Source organism: Moorena sp. SIO1G6, assembly GCF_010672795.1.
Lineage (GTDB): Bacteria > Cyanobacteriota > Cyanobacteriia > Cyanobacteriales > Coleofasciculaceae > Moorena > Moorena producens.
In genome coordinates, this window is the sequence record NZ_JAAHFZ010000003.1 from 87,601 (window position 1) to 107,667 (window position 20,067).

General features: G+C 43.2%; 12 protein-coding genes and 3 pseudogenes. 4 read left to right on the forward strand and 11 right to left on the reverse strand.

The window, feature by feature from the left end; translation table 11 throughout:
• Positions 1 to 21: 21 nt before the first annotated feature.
• The 5 genes and pseudogenes from F6K63_RS37610 to F6K63_RS04705 all read right to left on the reverse strand — a co-directional run bounded on the left by F6K63_RS37610 (position 22) and on the right by F6K63_RS04705 (position 6,897).
• Positions 22 to 634, reverse strand: a pseudogene (locus tag F6K63_RS37610) (Uma2 family endonuclease).
• 521 nt (positions 635 to 1,155) lie between these two features.
• Entirely contained in the window at positions 1,156 to 2,739 is a 1,584-nt protein-coding gene (locus tag F6K63_RS04690; protein ID WP_008190814.1) for an NAD(P)H-quinone oxidoreductase subunit 4, read from the reverse strand.
• Positions 2,740 to 2,836: 97 nt separating this feature from the next.
• The gene (locus tag F6K63_RS04695; protein ID WP_287295873.1) at positions 2,837 to 4,903 is read right to left on the reverse strand and encodes an NAD(P)H-quinone oxidoreductase subunit 5; all 2,067 of its coding nucleotides are present in this window, start codon (positions 4,901 to 4,903) and stop codon (positions 2,837 to 2,839) included.
• 759 nt (positions 4,904 to 5,662) lie between these two features.
• Positions 5,663 to 6,094, reverse strand: coding sequence for a thioredoxin (gene trxA, locus F6K63_RS04700; RefSeq protein WP_008190808.1), 432 nt, complete (start codon positions 6,092 to 6,094; stop codon positions 5,663 to 5,665).
• An 86-nt stretch (positions 6,095 to 6,180) separates the two neighbouring features.
• The gene (locus F6K63_RS04705; protein WP_008190806.1) at positions 6,181 to 6,897 is read right to left on the reverse strand and encodes an NnrU family protein; all 717 of its coding nucleotides are present in this window, start codon (positions 6,895 to 6,897) and stop codon (positions 6,181 to 6,183) included.
• Between the two features lie 118 nt (positions 6,898 to 7,015).
• Between F6K63_RS04705 and F6K63_RS04710 the strand changes: the two are divergent.
• From F6K63_RS04710 to F6K63_RS04725, 4 genes and pseudogenes are all read left to right on the forward strand, one after another.
• Positions 7,016 to 7,928 (forward strand): annotated as a pseudogene (locus F6K63_RS04710) (LysR family transcriptional regulator); the annotation flags it as partial.
• Positions 7,929 to 8,390: 462 nt separating this feature from the next.
• Positions 8,391 to 9,815, forward strand: a complete 1,425-nt coding sequence (locus F6K63_RS04715; protein WP_008190803.1) for a serine/threonine-protein kinase — start codon at positions 8,391 to 8,393, stop codon at positions 9,813 to 9,815.
• Between the two features lie 59 nt (positions 9,816 to 9,874).
• Entirely contained in the window at positions 9,875 to 11,311 is a 1,437-nt protein-coding gene (locus tag F6K63_RS04720; RefSeq protein WP_287311023.1) for an ABC transporter substrate-binding protein, read from the forward strand.
• Positions 11,312 to 11,857: 546 nt separating this feature from the next.
• Positions 11,858 to 13,273 carry an ABC transporter substrate-binding protein gene (locus tag F6K63_RS04725; protein WP_287311024.1) on the forward strand — a complete coding sequence of 472 codons (1,416 nt, stop codon included), beginning with the start codon at positions 11,858 to 11,860 and terminating at the stop codon, positions 13,271 to 13,273.
• Positions 13,274 to 13,664: 391 nt separating this feature from the next.
• On the opposite strand, the gene nadC is transcribed toward F6K63_RS04725, so the two are convergent.
• The 6 genes and pseudogenes from nadC to F6K63_RS04755 form a co-directional block, all read right to left on the reverse strand.
• The gene (gene nadC / locus F6K63_RS04730) at positions 13,665 to 14,522 is read right to left on the reverse strand and encodes a carboxylating nicotinate-nucleotide diphosphorylase (protein ID WP_008190794.1); all 858 of its coding nucleotides are present in this window, start codon (positions 14,520 to 14,522) and stop codon (positions 13,665 to 13,667) included.
• Positions 14,523 to 14,615: 93 nt separating this feature from the next.
• Entirely contained in the window at positions 14,616 to 15,383 is a 768-nt protein-coding gene (locus F6K63_RS04735) for a DUF4058 family protein (protein ID WP_287311026.1), read from the reverse strand.
• Between the two features lie 478 nt (positions 15,384 to 15,861).
• Complete coding sequence (locus tag F6K63_RS04740) at positions 15,862 to 16,986, reverse strand: TauD/TfdA family dioxygenase (protein WP_287311028.1); 1,125 nt, start codon at positions 16,984 to 16,986, stop codon at positions 15,862 to 15,864.
• A 61-nt stretch (positions 16,987 to 17,047) separates the two neighbouring features.
• Entirely contained in the window at positions 17,048 to 18,454 is a 1,407-nt protein-coding gene (locus F6K63_RS04745; protein WP_287311029.1) for a MurL C-terminal domain-containing protein, read from the reverse strand.
• 215 nt (positions 18,455 to 18,669) lie between these two features.
• Positions 18,670 to 19,632, reverse strand: a complete 963-nt coding sequence (locus tag F6K63_RS04750) for an alcohol dehydrogenase family protein (RefSeq protein ID WP_287311031.1) — start codon at positions 19,630 to 19,632, stop codon at positions 18,670 to 18,672.
• 207 nt (positions 19,633 to 19,839) lie between these two features.
• Positions 19,840 to 20,067, reverse strand: a pseudogene (locus F6K63_RS04755) (carboxylating nicotinate-nucleotide diphosphorylase); the annotation flags it as partial.

Sequence of the window (20,067 nt, forward strand, 5' to 3'; positions counted from 1 at the left end):
TGCTTACGAACGTGCCACTCCTCAAGCTTCCCAAATTTCTTCCATAACCATGACAAAACCAGGCAGCACCGAATCATCCCCCTTCACCGTAGCGGGATTTTCCAATTGCTCCACATCAGCACCAGGACGGTAAATATACACCCGACGACTATTTGGCTCAATCAACCACCCCAACCTCGCACCATTGTCCATGTACTCCTCCATCTTCTCCTTGAGATCTTTTACCCTATCACTGGGGGAACGCAACTCAATCACAAAATCTGGGCACAGAGGAATAAATTTTTTTCTTTCTTCTTTACTCAGGGATTCCCAGCGCTCCAGCTTGAGCCAAGATGCATCAGGAGAACGATCTGCCCCATTGGGCAGCCTTATTGCCACAAGAAGACTCAAAAACCTTCCCTAGCTTTGTTTGGCGGTTCCATAACCGTAGCTGAAAATTAATGTCGGAATTTCTGTCAGATGTTTCACCTCCTGTTGGGGGCATAACAATTATTTTTCCGTCTAATGTACGTTCAATACGTAAATCTCGATTAACCTGACAAAACTCAAAAAATTGGTCATCATCCATATCCAATGCTGGAGGCATCCTCAGCACAATGGGATTAGTTTCAACAGGTGTGGTGGCTACTGTCATGATTTAGCTACTTCCCGCATAAAAGAGTTTCTTCGTAAGCATTCAGCTCTCAGCTATCAGCTATCAGCCAAAAGCTTGTGGCGACGCTACGTAAACAATTTATACCCATAGCGCACGCTACACCAAACAGCTAGCTTTTGAACAAAATAAGCACCTCAAGCAGCGTGAGTCTAAAGCTGACGGCTGACGGCTGACGGCTGAATGCTTACGTTTATTCTATTCTAAAGTTTTGGTTAAGCGATCGCTGGCAAGAGCTTCTCTAAGGGAAGAGAACATTAACTATAGTTAGTGTATTTTTCAACAAAAAAATGTAGGGGTTGGTTCATACTCCCCCTACATTACTACATTAATAAACCCTACTAATTTGTTAAGCACTAGTAGGGTGGGCAAAGTAATCGAGTCTAAAAGAATCAACAAAATAGAATTGTTTTTGCCCACCCTACAAGCTCAAAAAAATAGAACTGTTTTTGCCCACCCTACTAGTTTTTGCTACTAGCTAGTCAACAGTAAAATATCAATCCTTAACGAGGACTAATGGGTGGAGCGAAAGAAACTATTGGAGCATTTTCTAGTGCTACTGGTGGTTCGTTGACCAAGGTTGGTACAGAGTTGCGGAGTCGTGCGGTTAGCTGGACTGTGGTAGCGTCATAGATCTGAGTCACAATTTTCGGATACAAACCAATCCCGATAATTGGTACTAATAGACAGGCAATAATAAACACTTCCCGAGGTTCCGCATCAATCAAGGCTTCGTGGGCGACTAATTCCTTGTTTTCCGGACCGTATAAAATCTCGCGCAGCATCGAGAGCAGGTAAATTGGTGTTAAGATAACCCCGACAGCTGCCAGGACGATCACTAATACCTTGAAGAAGGAACCGTAAGCATCACTGGTAGCAAAGCCAACAAACACCATCACTTCTGCCACAAACCCACTCATTCCGGGTAATGCTAAGGATGCCATGGAACAGGTTGTCCACATGGCGAACATTTTGCCCATTCTCTTACCAACACCCCCCATCTCATCGAGCATCAAGGTATGGGTACGGTCATAGGTAGCTCCTACTAAGAAGAATAGGCTGGCACCGATTAAACCGTGGGAAATCATTTGCATCACTGCCCCACTCATGCCTAAGTCGGTAAAGGAAGCAATACCAATTAAGACAAATCCCATATGGGAAATGGATGAGTAAGCAATCTTACGCTTGAGATTACGCTGGGCAAAGGAGGTAAGGGCAGCGTAGACAATATTGACAATCCCTAAAATCACCAATACCGGAGCAAACACGGCATGGGCATCGGGTAGCATGCCAGCATTCATGCGGATGAGGGCATATCCCCCCATTTTCAGCAGAATTCCAGCCAGGAGCATGTGTACCGGGGCTGTGGCTTCCCCGTGGGCATCTGGTAACCAGGTATGTAGAGGGAAGATGGGTAGCTTGACCCCGTAAGCAATCAGGAAGCCTCCGTAAAGCAATAGCTGGAAATTGAGGGCGTAATCTTTCAGGGCTAGCGATCGCATATCAAAAGTTACGGTATCCCCATAGAATGCCATGCCTAAGGCAGCTAGCAAAATAAACAGGGAACCCCCTGCGGTGTAGAGGATAAACTTGGTAGCTGCATAGAGACGCTTTTTGCCCCCCCAGATTGACAGTAGCATGTAAACCGGAATTAACTCCAGTTCCCATACCAAGAAGAACAACAGCATATCCTGAACAGCAAATACAGCAATCTGACCACCGTACATTGCCAACATCAGGAAGTAAAACAGCTTAGGCTTGAAGGTTACCGGCCAAGCTGCCAGCATCGCTAGGGTAGTAATAAAGCCAGTCAGTAACACTAGAGGCATGGATAAGCCATCTACACCTACTGACCAATTCAAGTCCATTTGAGGCACCCAGCTGTATTTTTCGACCAGTTGCAGTTCTGGGTTGCTCAGGTCGTATTGGGTCACAAAAGCATAGACAATTAGGGCAAAATCAATTAACCCAATAATTAAAGCGTACCAACGCTCCCAAGTCCCATTTTTTTCTGGCAGAAACGGGATCAGGAGCGATGCCGCAATCGGAAACAGAATAATTATTGTTAGCCAGGGGAAATCTGTCATAGTCAACTAGTCAGTCACCATTGGTCAAAATAAAATTGCAAATTTTATTTTGTTAATTGTTAATTGTTGATAAACAACTAACAATTAACAAAGCAGGTCAGGTCACACCTGAGACAATTACTAAACCCAGTACTGCGAGGAAGACAATTAGAGCATAGAATTGGGCACGACCGTTTTCTACGTATTTCAGTGCTTCACCACTGAGCAGGGTGAAAAAGCCAGTCAGGTTTACAGCACCATCAACGATACGGTAGTCTACCTCCATAACTTGCCGTGCTAATCGACGGCTTCCCTGAACAAACAGCCGGTCATAAATTTCATCGAAGTACCACTTATTGAGAGACAGCTGATATAGGGGCTGGATTTTTTTAGCGATCGCATTGGGGTCAATCTTGCCCTGTAAGTACATCAGTACCGCAACGGAAATCCCAATCAGACCAATTCCCACGGAACTGCCGCCCATAATCAGAAATTCTGACCAGTCAAAGGCTTCTGCTTCTGCCACGACTTCGGCTATGGTTTCACTGGCTGGGTGGATAAATTCCTCAAAGTAGTTGTTAAAGGGAGTTCCCACCAAACCAATCAGTACCGATGGCACGGCTAAGACTAACAACGGTAGAGTCATCGTTAAGGGTGACTCATGGGGAAACTCACTGTGGTGGTGGTCGTGGTGATCATGGTCAGCCTGAGCTTCAAGTTCCCGTACATCCATAGCACCAGGACCAAAAGCAGGTACAGCTACACCAGCAGCTTCCTTGAGTTGATGACGGATTTCCATTTCATTGCCCCGAAATTCCCCTTCAAAGGTAGAGAAATACATCCGGAACATATAGAAAGCAGTCATTCCAGCAGTCAGCCAGCCAATTCCCCAAAGTATTGGACTTACTTCAAAAGTACTGCCTAAGATTTCATCTTTTGACCAGAACCCTGCGAAGGGGGGAATTCCACAAATTGCCAAGGTTCCAATTAGGAATGTCAGGGAGGTAATGGGCATAAACTTACGCAAGCCTCCCATTAACCGCATATCCTGAGCTAAAATCGGGTCATGGCCAACCACAGCTTCCATACCGTGAATTACTGACCCAGAGCAGAGGAACAGCATGGCTTTGAAATAAGCGTGGGTCATCAGGTGAAATAAGCCAGCACCATAGGCTCCAATGCCCATTGCCATTACCATATAACCCAATTGAGACATAGTTGAATAGGCTAACCCTTTCTTAATATCATTTTGAGTAATAGCAATGGTTGCCCCTAAGAAAGCGGTAAATGCTCCCGTCCAGGCAATCACAGTCATGGCGACTGGAATCCCTTCAAACACGGGGTACATCCTGGCAATCAAAAACACCCCAGCAGCTACCATGGTTGCGGCGTGAATTAGGGCAGAGATCGGGGTTGGGCCTTCCATGGCATCGGGAAGCCAAACGTGGAGGGGAAATTGGGCGGATTTAGCCACCGGACCGAGAAACACTAAGACAGCGAACACAGCTGCCATGCCTGCACCCAGGTAACCGGATTCCACAAAGGTTTCCAGATTGGCTCCCATGACATCAAAGTCGAAGGTGCCAGTTGCCCAGTAGAGTCCCAACATGCCTAACAGCAGACCAAAGTCTCCGACACGGTTAGTCACGAAAGCTTTTTGACAAGCATCTGCTGCTGCCTTACGGTCATACCAGAATCCAATTAACAGGTAGGAACACATTCCCACCAGTTCCCAGAAAATATAAACTTGCAACAGGTTGGCAGAAACGACCAACCCTAGCATAGAGGAACTAAACAAGCTTAAATAAGCATAAAAGCGCACATAACCGGGGTCATGAGCCATGTAGCCATCGGTATAAATCATCACCAGAAAAGCTACGGTGGTCACAACTACCAGCATCAGTGCCGTTAAGTGATCGATGGTATAGCCCATCATTAGGTGAAAATTGCCAGCAGCAGCCCACTCCAGGGTGCGTTGATAGGGTTCATGACCATGAAATTGACTCCAGAGTATAGCAAAGGAGAACACCATGGACGCCCCCAACCAGGAGACAATAAATACAGCTAACAGCTGCCGCAGACGGTTCGTTGCTCTATTGAAGGAAATTAGCCCCAGACCAACCAGCATTGCCCCTGCCAAGGGAAACACTGGGATTAGCCAGGCATATTGATAAAGCGGTTCCATTTAAGACAGCCTACTTCAGATTTCGTTACTATTTTGGCAAACTGTTAACCGCTCATGTCTAAAGTTTTTCTTTTTGTTTGTCTGTAGAAGGCCAGACGCTTTAATCTCAACTGCACTATAGCAGCCTAGGCCATGGACTTACGGTCGGCATTGGCTTGCGGCGACTACTACCAACAGCCGCCATCCCGTGAATAGGCTACTAAGGTCTCATATCTGATACAAATCTTAACCTTTTTCGTAATCTTCATCACAAAATATCTCATCAAAATGGGTAATCATCATGAGATAATCGGACTAATTGATGAAAATAATAAAAAAAGTTTAGTTAACAAAAATTTATCTTTTCGTTACGGAGCCATTGCCAATTACTAGGAATGGAAGTGCTATAATCGATAATTTATAAATTCACAGGCACAGATCAGGCACAAGAGTCAGAAACCAATTAGTAATTGGCAATCGGTAATTGGTCATGGGAAAGGGTAAACCCACAACCTGGTTACCGATGACCAATTCAATGGCTAATTAGGTTAAGGCGCGCTAATTAGTTTAAGTTAAGGTTCTAGGCTTTTAGGTTGAATGGCTAAGGGTGTTCTGACCTAGTTGGCTAGCGCCTGGTCAAGCACGGAGGCTCTCAAAAGCTTTCCTTCTGTACCATTACCCTCTTGTAGCTAATACCTAATACCTAATACCTAATACCTAATACCTAATACCTAATACCTAATACCTAATACCTAATACCTAATACCTAATACCTAATACCTAATACCTAATACCTATAATTTCTCTTGAGGAGATATTGACCGAAAAAGCTTTCAAACCTTGGCGCTGCCTTTTATCCAAGTCCTTGGTGAAATCTGGGTATTGGCAGTGTGATTTGAGCAGCCTGGCAATTTCCCTGAGCAGCTCATCCCGACCTTGGAAACCTTCTATTCGTGAGACCAACTGACCTTGCTCAAAGAATAGCAATGTCGGTAGGGTCTTGAGTCGATAGGTATTGGCAAGCTTGAGATTGTTATCGGCGTTTACTCTGACAACCTTGACATAATTGCTTCCTTGAGTTTGGAATTCCTCAAGTATGGGGTGAACAAACCGGCACACTCCACACCAAGGGGCCCAGAAATCAACGATAACTGGGGTGGAAGAGTCTAAAACTGTTTTTGAAAACGTCCGTTCATCAACAGACAATACCATGGTTTTTTAAAATATAAGGGTTTTTACATTTGTTTGGGATCATGCTACATCGAATCGGGATCATCTGAACAACAGAAATGCCCTAATTACCAATTTACTTGGGCTACAGCTGTAATCATGAGGGGATGTACCCACCACAACAGCCCAGTAAAACCGATGACTCCTAGGTATGCCGGACGAACAAACTCTTGCCATTTCAGGAATTGACGTCCCTGGATAATTGCCAAAAAAGGGATTACCGATGTGCGAGCTTTGACTGTACAAAAGGCTTCTCCATGCCGTGCCAACAACCGGCGGTCTCCATGCCAGACAGCGAAAAGATGGTGGAGAATTAATCCCACGGAGGTCAATAGGGTAAAGGTGCTACCAATCCAGAGGGTATGGGCAATACACCATATTACTTGTCCTACCATTTGGGGATGCCTGGTAACCCGCATAATGCCAGACTCATATAGATGGACTTGGGGCTTTTGAATCGCAGCAATTTCCAATAAATTAAACGTAGCTGGATAAAGAAACAAGAACGAAATCCCTGAAAGCCCCCATACTAATGACTTCATCCCTGGCAGGTCCTGAAGGAGCCACAACTGTAGACCATCATACCGATGGTTCAAAAAGTAAATAATTAATACAACTGCTAGCGGAAGACTCACTAAAGCAAAGACAATACGATAAAGCCTTGGACCAATTATTTGTTCACCCTTAGAACGCAGGGCGGCTAAACCACTATGAGCGATCGCAAAAGTCAATAGCAACCCAAACATGACAAAGTGGCTGACACTCAGCCAATTTGGAAATACCATAGGCAAGGGTGATAGATGAGAAATAACGCTCTATTATAGCAAAAAAGAGCAAGAATTTGAGTCCTGGTTATGTTAGTGTCGATTTCAGCTCGCTCCTTTCTGTTAATGGTTTAGCCCTATGTCTGACCTACCTTTTTCTCTCGATCAACTCCGTATACTCAAAGCGATCGCTACTGAGGGGAGTTTCAAGCGTGCTGCTGATAGTCTATACGTAAGCCAACCTGCTATCAGCCTGCAAGTACAAAATTTAGAGCGACAGTTAGAGGTGCCGTTATTTGACAGGGGTGGACGCCGTGCCCAACTGACCGAAGCTGGACACCTGCTGTTGGACTATGGGGAAAAAATTCTGGCTCTATGCCAGGAAACCTGCCGAGCCATTGACGACTTACAAAGTCTCCAAGGTGGGACCTTAATTATTGGTGCATCTCAAACTACCGGAACCTATCTACTACCTCGGATGCTTGGTATGTTCCGACAACACTATCCTGAAGTGACAGTACAATTACAGGTTCACTCCACTCGCCGCACTTCCTGGGGTGTAGCCAATGGACTGGTGGATTTGGCCATTATTGGTGGTGAAGTTCCCCTAGAACTTCAGGAAACCTTGACCATTAGTCCTTATGCTGAAGATGAGCTAGTGCTAATCTTGCCTGCATTTCATCCCATGGCTTCTTTGGAGAAGATCGAAAAAGAGGACCTGTATAAGTTACAGTTTATTGCCTTGGACTCCCAATCCACCATCCGTAAGGTAATTGACCAGGTATTAGGTCGCAGTGGCATTGATGCTAAACGGTTTAAGGTGGAGATGGAACTTAACTCCATTGAAGCGATTAAGAACGCAGTACAGTCAGGACTAGGAGCTGCCTTTGTATCGATTACAGCTATTGAAAAAGAATTACAAATGGGCGTGCTACACAGGGCAAAAATAGAGGGAGTAGTGGTTAAACGGGTATTGTCTTTGGTGATTAACCCCAATCGTTACCTTTCCAAAGCAACAGAAGCCTTCTGTAGGCAGATTTTGCCCTTGTTTGGCTCAGTAGCATGGCACGGGCAATCCTTGCCACTATCAGGGATGGTAACTAATCCCAACAATCTAGAAGTGGATAGCCCCCACGCTGAAGCCGGGGGTTGAAAGGGTAGAAAACAAGTGACGGAATTTATCCCGCTGCCCAGGAGAAGATCTGATCAGTAATGCAAAAAATTCCAGGGGCTTCTTCAAAATGGCGTGAGTTTAATATTAGCTAACGACTAAAATAAACACAACAACGAGCGACTTGCTAGAGCTTGTCAGCTGAGTTCTAACCTCTGATACCTGAGCGAAGCGCGAAGCGGTAGCAAGGAATGAACATTAGCATTTGGATATAGATATAGATTAAAACTATAGAACTAATGTACAAATGCCTAGCCCTCGATTGAGGAATATAAATAGACTCTAGTAGAGTATCAAGTAGATGCCTGGTAGCGCCTTGTCTTTCATAGTGATCCTCTAAAACATGGAAATTTTCTGCACCCGTCCTGGCTGCCCAAATCCCCATAATTACTTTGATGATCTAGATAACAGAACCACTCTAACCACCACAGAGCAAAGGTATTGTAATAGCTGTGGTATGCCCCTGATTGTAGCAAGTCGCTACATTCCCTCCCAGCTGCTGCGGAAAGGAGGATTTGGAGCCGCATTTCTAGCACGCGATCGCTATACCCCTACCTTGCGTCAATGTGTAGTTAAGCAGTTCCAACCGTCTGGGAGAATTAGCCAGAGGGAACTACAAACTGCCCACAGATTGTTTGAGCGGGAAGCAACGGTTTTAGAGAAATTGGGCAGGCGTCACCCCCAAATCCCCGATTTGTATGCCTACTTTCCGTTGACTGTGCCGAGTCTGAAACCGGGTAAAGAAGACCAGTTTTTCTATCTGGTACAAGAATATATTGATGGACAAAACTTGGAGGAAGAACTCAACACCTTAGGAGCATTTTCTGAAGCCAAAGCCATAGAAGTGTTAACAGAAATTCTCAAAGTCCTCCAATTTGTCCATGACAATGGCTCCATTCATCGCGATATCAAGCCTTCCAATATTATGCGCGATCGCAATGGGCTTCTCTATCTATTAGACTTTGGTGCAGTTAAGCAACAGGTCAACCCAGGATCAACAGCGGCGAGGTCTACTGGTATTTATTCCATCGGATTTGCACCACCGGAGCAAATGACCGGTTCTCAAATTTACCCTTCAACGGATTTGTATGCTCTGGCAGTGACTGTGATGGTTTTGATGACTGGCAGAGAACCCAATGAACTCTACGAACCTGTTACCCATGAATGGAACTGGAGAAGTTATATCCAAATCAGCAATGCACTTGAGAGTATTTTCAATCGACTACTTATGCCAATGCCCCATCAACGCTTTCAGTCTGCTCAGGAGGTTCTTGATGCCATAAATTGTTTAAACATTGCTCAGACAACCCCTCAACGCCATTATGGCTCAGTTCTACCAGTATCCCCACCCTCCCAGCCCCACACCAGGCGACCACAAACCCACTCACCCCTATCCAAACCCCTCAGACCAAACTTTTCTCTACTTGAGGTACTAGGGGCGGCTGCGTTTACTGGATTTGAGGGAGCTTTATTATTCATTGCTGCAACTGCTTTTGCTAAGATCGTCTCCTCCAACCCACTGGGTATGCTTTTATGGGGAATGAGTTTGGGAGGGCTAATTTATGCTCAATATCGCAGGTTTATTGAAAAAATTGACTTAGTGATTATTGGAGGCATAAGCTTGGGACTTTTGATACTTTTCCCGGTGCTGCGAGTCCAGCAGTCAATCCAGTTAGTTATCATAATATCAGTTCTAGCTGCAGCAGCAGCGATCGCTCTGACGGCACTTTTCCGGCTGGTTTATCAACTGTTATCTCGAATACTATAGCAGGGGCGTTGCTGATTAAAGGAATGATGCAGGGTAACTGACAACGGAACTTATGTCCGATGAAAAACGAAACGAGTGTTCTTTTGCTATCCATGGTGATTACGGTAGCTATGGTGTTGGGAGGGTTATGGTGGCTTCAGAAAAGTCAGATAATCACACTGCCATTTCCGGAGGAAACGGAGGAAGATGAACCTAGGGCTAAGGTAACTCCAAAAACTACAAACATTAAGCCTCAGATAATCATAGCAGAGCACCTTAGTGCCGGAGATAGAAGCTTAATATCAACAGAGGTAACACCAGCAAAACAGGCAGCAGTCAAAGCATTTGCTTCTGGGAATTATGGTAAAGCGGCTTCCTTACTGGAGGCATCGCTTAAAAGTAAGAAAAACGATCCAGAAGCTTTGATTTACCTCAATAACGCTCGGATCGGTACATCTGAGTCTTATACAATTGCGATCTCAATACCTATTGGTGTCGAGGTAAATGCAGCCAAAGAAATGTTACGGGGTGTTGCCCAAGCCCAACAGGAAATCAATGCTAGGGGTGGCGTTAATAATATACCATTGAAGGTGCTGATTGCTAATGATGACAATGATACCAAGGTTGCTAAAAAAATAGCTAAAGCTTTTGTGGATAATCCAGATGTTTTGGGGGTTATTGGTCATTTTAGCAGTGAGGTCACCCTGGCAGCCGCAGAGGTTTATCAAGAGAATCAGTTGGTGGTGATTTCTCCGACTAGTACCTCAGTAACTATTTCAAGACTGGGTAATTATGTCTTTAGGACTATCCCTAGCGATCGCTTTTTTGGTAGCGCCCTGTCTCGCTACATGCTAAATCAATTAAATCTACGCAAAGCAGCTGTCTTTTTTAATTCCCGGAGCAACTACAGCCAATCTCTTGCTGATGCATTTACCACTGCCCTGTTTGCTGATGGCGGCGAGGTCGTGAGAGAGTTTGACTTTACTAAACCTAACTTTAATGCTGCTGTTGATGTCCAACAGGCGATCGAAACAGGTGCAGAAGTGTTGATCTTAGCCCCCAATTCCGCCACCCTTGACCAAGCGTTACTAGTAGTGCAAGTCAATGATGGACGTTTACCGATGCTAGCAGGGGATAGTCTTTACAAACCCAAGACCTTGCAAATCGGTGGTAAGGATGCGGCTAGTATGGTGTTGGCAGTCCCCTGGCATATTTTGGGCGCTCCAAATTCCCCCTTTCCCCAAGCCGCCACGAAATTATGGGGTTCAGATGTGAACTGGCGCACTGCCTTGACTTACGATGCTACTCAAGCTTTAATTGCAGCCCTTAAACAGCAGCCAAGCCGTTCCGGTGTGCAAAACTCCCTATCCGGATCAGGTTTTCAGCCCCAAGGAGTATCCAGCAAAATTCGGTTTTTACCATCAGGCGATCGCAACCAGGCTGTCCAGCTGGTCAAGATTGAACCAGGTAATCGTTCCAGCTTTGGTTATGACTTTGTGCCGATTCCTAGCAAGTAGAAACGGGGCAACATAGAAATAAGAGCGTTGCCCAATTCTGGAATGATTGAGGGTAATCGGTAATCGGTAATCGGTAATCGGTAATCGGTAACTGACCTAACTCGAATTGAGTACCCAAACCCTATTCAGCAATGGCAACAGTCGAGTTGACTAAGAACTAAGGATTAAGGAATCAGGACTAAGAACTCAGGACTGATAAATATTTTTGCCATTTTGTCACCTGATCAGTGCTCAAATCTTGTACCATAAGTTATTTCCATAAGTTATTTCCATAAGTTATTTACTTAACCAGGAGTATCCAACAAGGGCTTTTGTTAACTAGTTGTATTTAGTTGTATTCAGTTGTATTCAGTTGTATTCAGTTGTATTCTACAGGGTCACTATTTCAAGCGCCGTTGATGGTTTTTCGTTGACCTTCAACTGTCAACCGTTAACCGTCAACCATTCCACTCATCAATTACCTTGAAAGATTACAAAACAAATTAGTATTAAGCATTATTCCGGGTAATCAACAGGGTTGGCATGTATAAAAATTAGCAATAGCGTATGTATCAGAACAACGAAACTAAGCTTCTTGGGCTATCATTGATGATCTCCTTAGCTTTGGTATCTGGGTGTCTGTGGTGGTTTAAAGTGACCACATCTCCCTTATCTATGCTGGTATCGAAAAATACATCTTCAGAGAAAGCAACCATACCAAATTACCTTAGTCGGGGAGACCATATTTTATTTTCTGATTCAACAACACTGGAAAAACAGCTAGGAGTAGAAGCGGTTACTGCTGTTAATTACGACGAGGCAGTGGTGAAATTCACTGAATCCTTAGACCTCCACCGTGATGATCCAGAAGCTCTCATCTACCTTAATAACGCTCGTATTGGGGAAAAACCCTATTACACGATTGCTGCTGTTGTGTCCATTAGTGATGACATAAATACTGCTAAAGATATACTTCGGGGTGTGGCTCAAGCTCAACAGGAAATCAATCAAGCTGGTGGAATTAAAGGTATTCCTGTCAAAGTACTGATCGCTAATGATGATAATAATCCAGAGGTGGCCAAAAAATTAGCATTGAAGTTGGTAAGTAAGCCAGAGATTTTGGCAGTTGTTGGTAATTTCAACAGCAAGGTTACTCAAGCTACAGCAGATAGCTATGAATCCGGTCAATTGGTAACGATTTCGCCCATTAGCACTTCAGTAAACCTATCAGGAATTAGCAATTTTGTTTTTCGTACTGTCCCGAATGATTTCCTGGCAGGTAGAGCATTAGCTAAACACATGGTGCAAGACCTCAAGCAGCATAATGTTGCTGTTTTCTACAATTCTCAAAGTGAGTCTAGTCAGTCTCTTAAGTCAGAGTTTGTAACCGCTGTATTCTTGAAAGGAGGACGAGTAGTTAGTGATTTTGACGTGTCTGAGAAAAATTTTAGTGCTGCTAAAAGCTTTAAACAAGCGATTCATCGTGGTGCTCAAGCGCTGATGTTAGGTGCTGATTCTAGCACCCAACATCAGGTACTAAATGTGGTTCAGCTCAATAGCAAACACCGCAATAGTTTGGGTCAACAATTAGTGATTTTGGCGGGAAATCAAGTTTACAATACCAAGACATTGACAGTAGCAGGTAAAGATGCTGAAGGGATGGTAGTAGCATTACCCTGGCATCCCCTAGCCAAGCCTGGTTCTGAATTTCCGAAAACCGCTGATCAGCTTTGGGGTATTGATGTTAACTGGCGCACAGCCATGGCTTATGATGCTGTCCAAGCCTTAAGTGCGGCGATTAGACATAATCCTACTCGCAGCGGAGTTCAACAAGAACTTTCAGCACCGAACTTTTTTGCTAGAGGTGCTGCTGCTCCGATTCGTTTTTTTCCATCAGGCGATCGCTATCAACCGGTCAATTTGGTGACAATTGAACCAAGTAATAGTTCTAGCTTGGAGTATGAATTTGTGCCAATTCCTTAACCCTTATATTAATTTCATTTATGTTTGCTACCGATGATAATGGGGAGATAGGGAGATGGAGAGATGGGGAGATTATTAATCTGTAGGAATATTCTTAAAAATTGGTAAGCTCATGGGCGTTGCTGAATTAAGGAATGAATGCGCGATAATCTGGTTTTATTAAAGCCCCCTAAATCCCCCAATTCTGGGGGACTTGTCTTGATGCAGTCGCTCATGGGGGAAACCCCCAAGACCGCGCTGCATCGCTTGAGAGTTTTTCCCCCCAAGCGAGCAATCCCTCGCTTGGGGGGCTAGGGGGGCGAAACCATACTCAGAATCAGCAACGCCTTTAAATTGGTTATTTCCCGTTCCCTGTTCCCAAATCCCCTGTGCGGTTGTGCTACTGTTTATCTCAACTCCCTAATCTCATACTCAAATCCAACCAACTAGAGCGAGTAATGGGAGCACTGCTGGAGATGTAATCTACTCCTGTTTCTGCCACTGCACGAATCGTCTTTAAGGTAACATTACCCGATGCCTCAATTTTAATGTTGTTGTTGCGTACGCGAATTAGCTTAACTGCTACCTCCATCTGCTCAACTGGCATATTATCCAACATGATAATATCAGCATTGTGGGCGATAGCCTCTTCTACTTCCGCGAGAGTTGTTGTCTCTACTTCAATGGTCATAGGATAGGGAATAGTCTTACGAATTCGAGCGATCGCTTCCCCAATTCCCCCAGCCGCTTGAATATGATTATCCTTAATCATCACCGCATCATCCAAGCCCATGCGATGGTTAATAGCTCCTCCCACTTGAGTTGCATATTTTTCCAAGAGTCTTAAGCCTGGAGTAGTTTTGCGAGTATCCACCAACTGAGCAGGCAAATCAGCAATTTTTTCGGCATACTGACGGGTTAGGGTAGCAATGCCACTCAGACTCATAGTTAGATTTAAAGCTACTCTCTCTCCCATTAACAAAGCATCAAATGGTCCGTGAAAACGAGCAATGGCTTGGCTTGGCTGACAACTTTCTCCCTCTGCTACTAGGGGGATAAAGCTGACCTTTTCATTTAATAAATAGAACACCCGCGCTGCAATTGTCAGTCCCGCAATTGTACCTGCTTGCTTAGCGATCCATTGTCCGTTTCCAGAACTAACTTCTTGAGCGAACAAAGCTTGGGTGGTGCGATCGCCTCTACCAATATCTTCTTTGAGCCATTGATGCAGTAGAGAGTCTAACACTATTGGGGGAGGTAATATTGCCATAAATCTTACCAAAAAAACCTGGTTATTTTTTTTATTTTAACGAGTTTTGATGTCAATTTTTACAATAAATAATTTAATTTAATCCTTGTTTTTTTAAAAAAAATCTATCCAACTTGCATCAGCTTTTGATAAACCCGGAATATTTTTTTGTTTGTAGTCAATCATTAAATCATAGCGGCCTTGGTCATAAACTTGATGTAAAATCATTTGTAAATCTAGAAGTATTTCTGGATCTTCTGGACATAGAGGTAAAGGAAAAACAGGAATCACATCTTGAAGGTTAAAAGCATATAGATAGGCTTGAGGGCGTTGATGACTAAGACTAACTAAAATGTGATAGTCACGCTCGATATTCTGATTTAAATTAATCAGTGAATTACCTTGACGTAGTAAATCTATTTCTACAAAATTTGTTTGGCTACTTAAAATAAGCTGACGTTTTTTTTCATATTTTATCCGACCTTCTCCTACATTTTTATTGATAGGAGAAATAATTTCAATAGCCGTAACAACTTTTCCTGTACCAACTCTCCTAACTTCTAGATATCCTTGCTTAATAGTTTCTGTCAGAGCAAGTTCTATCGTTAAAGGTTCGGTAGAAGGAACTGCAACAGCTACATTAGACTCGGGAGATCTGATCGTATTTTCAGAGCTTTTAGCAATGACATTATCAGGAATACCAATAAGCGTGGACTTTTCTCCACTAGTTTCGTAGATTCGCACTTCTACCGCAACTACATATTTAGGGGCTAACTGTTGGTTTAATAAGCGAGCAATTTCCGTAATTAGCCAATGATGTACGCTTGACCAATAGGCTGAATCTTCTAAATAGGGATTCATTCCAGGGAATGGTGAGGGCATGGTTATTTATACTTAAACTTAGGGGGTAACAGAGAAGCTAAGGGTGCATCTGATTAAAGCTGTTTGACCCGGTGGGTGGAATGGGGATCTTGGTGGAATGGGGATCTTGGTGGAATGGGGATCTTGGTGGAATGGGGATCTTGCCCGTTTCTGCTCTTTTCAGACGGACTGTCCCAACACTGGCTACCGAGAAAATGAGGGCGAGCCTTTTGGTGGTGCGTTACGGGGCGGACTATCGCAACGCTGACTACTAGGCGAAAAATAAGGGCTAGTCCGCCCCTAACGCACCCTACGCACTACTTCCTAGCTCCTTATTCTCGTCCTGCTGACTCTGGTGGTACTGTGGAACTGTTGATCAAGGATATTATGAATGGTGAGCGGTTTGGTAATAATATTCAGTTTGTCAATACCACTACTGTAGCGCTTCGTAAATTCATTTTATTAAAATCTCTTATTAAAATCTCTCAGATGGGAGGATTTACCGATATACATAGAGATGTTTATATTGATGAAAGCGCTGCCTTGCCTCCAAAAAGTCCCAAGAAATACAGGCGATTTCCAGATGTCGATTACCTGCAAAAGCTTTCCGTCCATGCATAATCCTGGAGTCATTCATCAGCAGAAGATCTCCCGGTTGGAGACGAAAGCAGTATTGGTAAACGGGATTTTTTAGATAGAGAAAGAAGGTTGTGTAGGCTGCATAAAATGCCTCCATCTGGTCAAATGGTAGTTTCCAACTGTAGCTGTGAGAATTGGCAAAGTTGATTCTCGTGACCTTTCCGGAGTCATCCAATTCTAGGATAGGCTGAGTCCTAGAGTAAAAGTATTGCCATTCTGTGTAAACCTGTTTAAACTGAATGGGAGTTTGAGTCAAAAGCTGAAAATGGTCTGGATGTTGCTGACGAAAGTCATCCACGACTCGAAAACCGTCTGTTATAAGTGATTCCCCACCAGAAGCATCATTTTCCACACAATACAAGCACGACAGGAGAGGGGGAGTGTGCCAATAGGTATAGTCAGTATGCAAGCTCATCCCATTACCAGTCTCTGCTAAGTCCTTTCCTTCCTTTGTGGTCTTTGATGGTGCGAACAATCCATAGTCACTTTTGTAGATGGGTCCAATGGATTCGAGCATTGGCTGCAAATCCTTAAATTCTATGTTATGCAGTACGGTGAATCCTACGGTAAGGAGTTGATTGAGCCACAACTCAGGATCGGATGAAAGGGCTTCCTGCAACCCGGATATGTTTGCCTCTATCCAAGGTTTATCCCACAGAATTTCCTGGTTGTGAGGATCTGATTCCGGCTGTTGATTGGCACTACCTGCTTCTGATTCGTCATCATAGGCATGAGCGAGCAACCAAGAGATTGGGAATATACTGACATGAGCCGGATCTTCTTTCCAGGTAATCCTCAGTTCCCCATCTTTTTCTTCCCAAGATAAGGGTTCTGGGGTTGAGGTGCCACTAATCTCATAGAGCTTCTGAAAAGAAGTTGGATGGCTGCACTGGGGACATAAGCAATTATCCCGCAACCAAATGTAGTGGAAGCGTTTACCTGCAACTGTTAAAAAGCTCTCTTTTGTGATTACATTGCTTGTCATCAAGACCTCCTGATTATTTGTTGTTGCAATGGTGTGTAATATTTACAACCAGTATAAAATTTTATTTATTCTCCAATTTCTGACATTCCTCTAGCAAGATTTCCATCAGTTTTGGCGGCAGACGCTGATAGGATAAATCCAGTTGGTGGTATTTTTTCCACAACTTTTGATATTCGCTCCTATCTAGACGGGCTTTTTTAGAATAGCAGTTAATCGCCTCTCCAGTAAATCCCCGTTCAACACATTTTTCTAAAGCAAGTTTCGTTTCTTCGATTTCGCCCACACATTCAAAAGCATTATGAGCTTCTAGCCCCATCAACTGACGATAATAAAGCTGTAAATCTGGGCGATCAAAAAGATTTTCCTTGCCTAAGAGGTGTTGAACTTCATTTGCCTGCTCTGGAGTAACATAAGCCATATAAGATAAATAAACGTAAGCACATTTAGGGCAGGATTTACACCAAGGAGGATTGGTGTTACATGAATAAACTAATTTGAGATCTTCTTGTCTAACTTTTTGAGATAAGAGCCGATAAACTAAGGTATCTGACATGGGTTTGAGCAAACTAAAAATAGCCAGATTACTGATAAATTCTTGTTGAATATATTCTTCATAAAGAATTTCGCATTCAGTGCTTTTACACCAGGCGTGATTAATCACCTGATTATCTACCTTAACCTGTTCGCTGTCAGCACTTTTTTCATTTCCAAAACAAAGTTGGGTATATTTCTCCTGAAGGATTATGGGAAGAATGCCAAACATTCCATAAGCGAGGGGTAAGTCTTCATAGTTTCTAATTTCAGAAACCTCTACACCTTCTACCCCATGAAGTTTAGCTGCTGGAGAATTGAGGAATGACTCGATAATATACTGACGATGAATTTTGGGTGGCGGATTTTGGAGTTTGTAAAGATGTTGTTCGTGCATTTCAAACAACTTTTCAGGATTAGCATGGGTGTGTAGGTTAATACTGAAACTATCAAAAGGAACACTATTATCGTCCAACAAACGTGCCATTAGTAGACTATCTTTACCACCACCATTACAAAGAAGCAAGGGAGTGCTTCCTGGAACTAGAGTTACCGCTTCTCTTTTCATGGTGGTAACATCTTTATGAATAATTTCGGCTCCTTGATAATTTAAATTACCAGTTTCATACCGCCACTGACCTAAACATTGTTCAACACTTACTTCCCAGAGTTTTTGTAGATTATTTGTCCAATATTTGCCATATTTTCCTAAATCCAGATGAGTCGGTTTTAAACTTAATATTTTTAAACCATGAAATAACAAAATATGGAAATAAATTTTTTCCATGTATTCCTGACTATACTCAGACTCAAGCTGATGAAAGTCAATTGTTGAATACCAGAGAGTAGTTGTAAAAGTTATTTCGTCATATTGATAAAGTAATGTCAGGTTGTGTTTGGAGCGAGTACAATCTAAAAGTTTTAAAGTGATATTCATTTAATGCTCTAAATTTACCTCTTTTTTATCTTAAGTATAGCAAGTCTTATACCCATGAGGTACAAATCTGTGGGTTTTAGGGAGCAGGGAGCAGGGAGCAGGGAGCAGGGAGCAGGGAGCAGGGAGCAGGGAGCAGGGAAGAGGGAAGAGGGAAGAGGGAAAAAATAATGTGTACCTCATAGCTATGATAAACGCTATATACAATGAGTTATTTACTAAGGGGTTATAACCACTTTACCAAAAAATGTTTTAGTCTGAAAAAATTGCTGAGCCTCCTTAATTTCAGAAAGTTGAAAAACTTTAGCAATCAAAGGTTTTAAAAGACCTTCTTCAAGATATCCAACCAATTGTTGGAACACATCAGGTTCAAGCCGCGTTGCTCCAATCATCTCTAAATCTTTGTAAATCAAATCCCGCAAATCTAAAGGAACCATTGGATTTCCAATTGCACCACAGGAAACATATCTTCCTCTGGGTTTAAGCGCTTTAATAATCAAATTAAAATAATCTCCTCCCACCACATCTAGAGCAACAGTAATTAGATGTTGCTCTAAATTAGAGGCTAATTGCTCATCTCGTCGATAGACATAATCAGCACCTAACTCCTCTGCAAAATGCTCTTTATTCGCGCCAACAACGGCAATAACTTTGGCTCCTCTAATTTTGCTTAATTGAATCAAAGCAGTCCCTACACCACCGGAAGCCCCCATAATCAATACCGTGTCTGCTGCTGAAATTATTCCCTTAGTTACCATATTTTCTGCTGTGGAATAGGAACAGGGAAAGGTAGCGAGTTCAAGATCGGAAAGTGGAGAATTAATCTGATAAACATTGGTGGCTGGAATCACTGCATATTCTGCAAATCCCCCATCTAATTCACTGCCAACATATTGATAGTCATCTAACGTTTCATCACGAATCCAACTGTCAACCATAACTCGTTGATGAAGGAGTTGCGGTTCTACATCGGAACCCATTTCCACAACTTGACCAACAATGTCAGCGCCTTGAATTCGAGGGAATTCTGTTCCATTTTGTGTCCAGCAAGCTGAATGATTGGGGTCATTTTTTTTTGAGTCTCGCAGAAGATCTTGAAAATTATCCTCTGCAGCATACCAGCCAGTACGAGTATTAATATCTGTATTATTAACAGAACAAGCTCCTACTTTAATTAACACTTCTCCCTGTTTCGGGACTGGTTTAGGGACTTGGGTATAGACCAGTTTTTCTGGCCCTCCAAATCCGGTAAGAATCACAGCATTCATTAACTCTGTCATGGCTGCTCGCTCAAGTCATCCTCGTCAATAGTACAGTAATAAGCTCGAACTTTATTCAAAATCTATCCCAGGGTATACTTGCTATACTCTTTGAGATAAACGGCAATACTACTGTTTATCCCAACTCCCCAATCTCATACTCAAATCCAACCAACTAGAGCGAGTAATCGGAGCACTGCTGGAGATGTAATCTACTCCTGTTTCGGCCACTGCACGAATCGTCTTTAAGGTAACATTACCCGATGCCTCAATTTTAATGTTGTTGTTGCGTACGCGAATTAGCTTAACTGCTACCTCCATCTGCTCAACTGGCATATTATCCAACATGATAATATC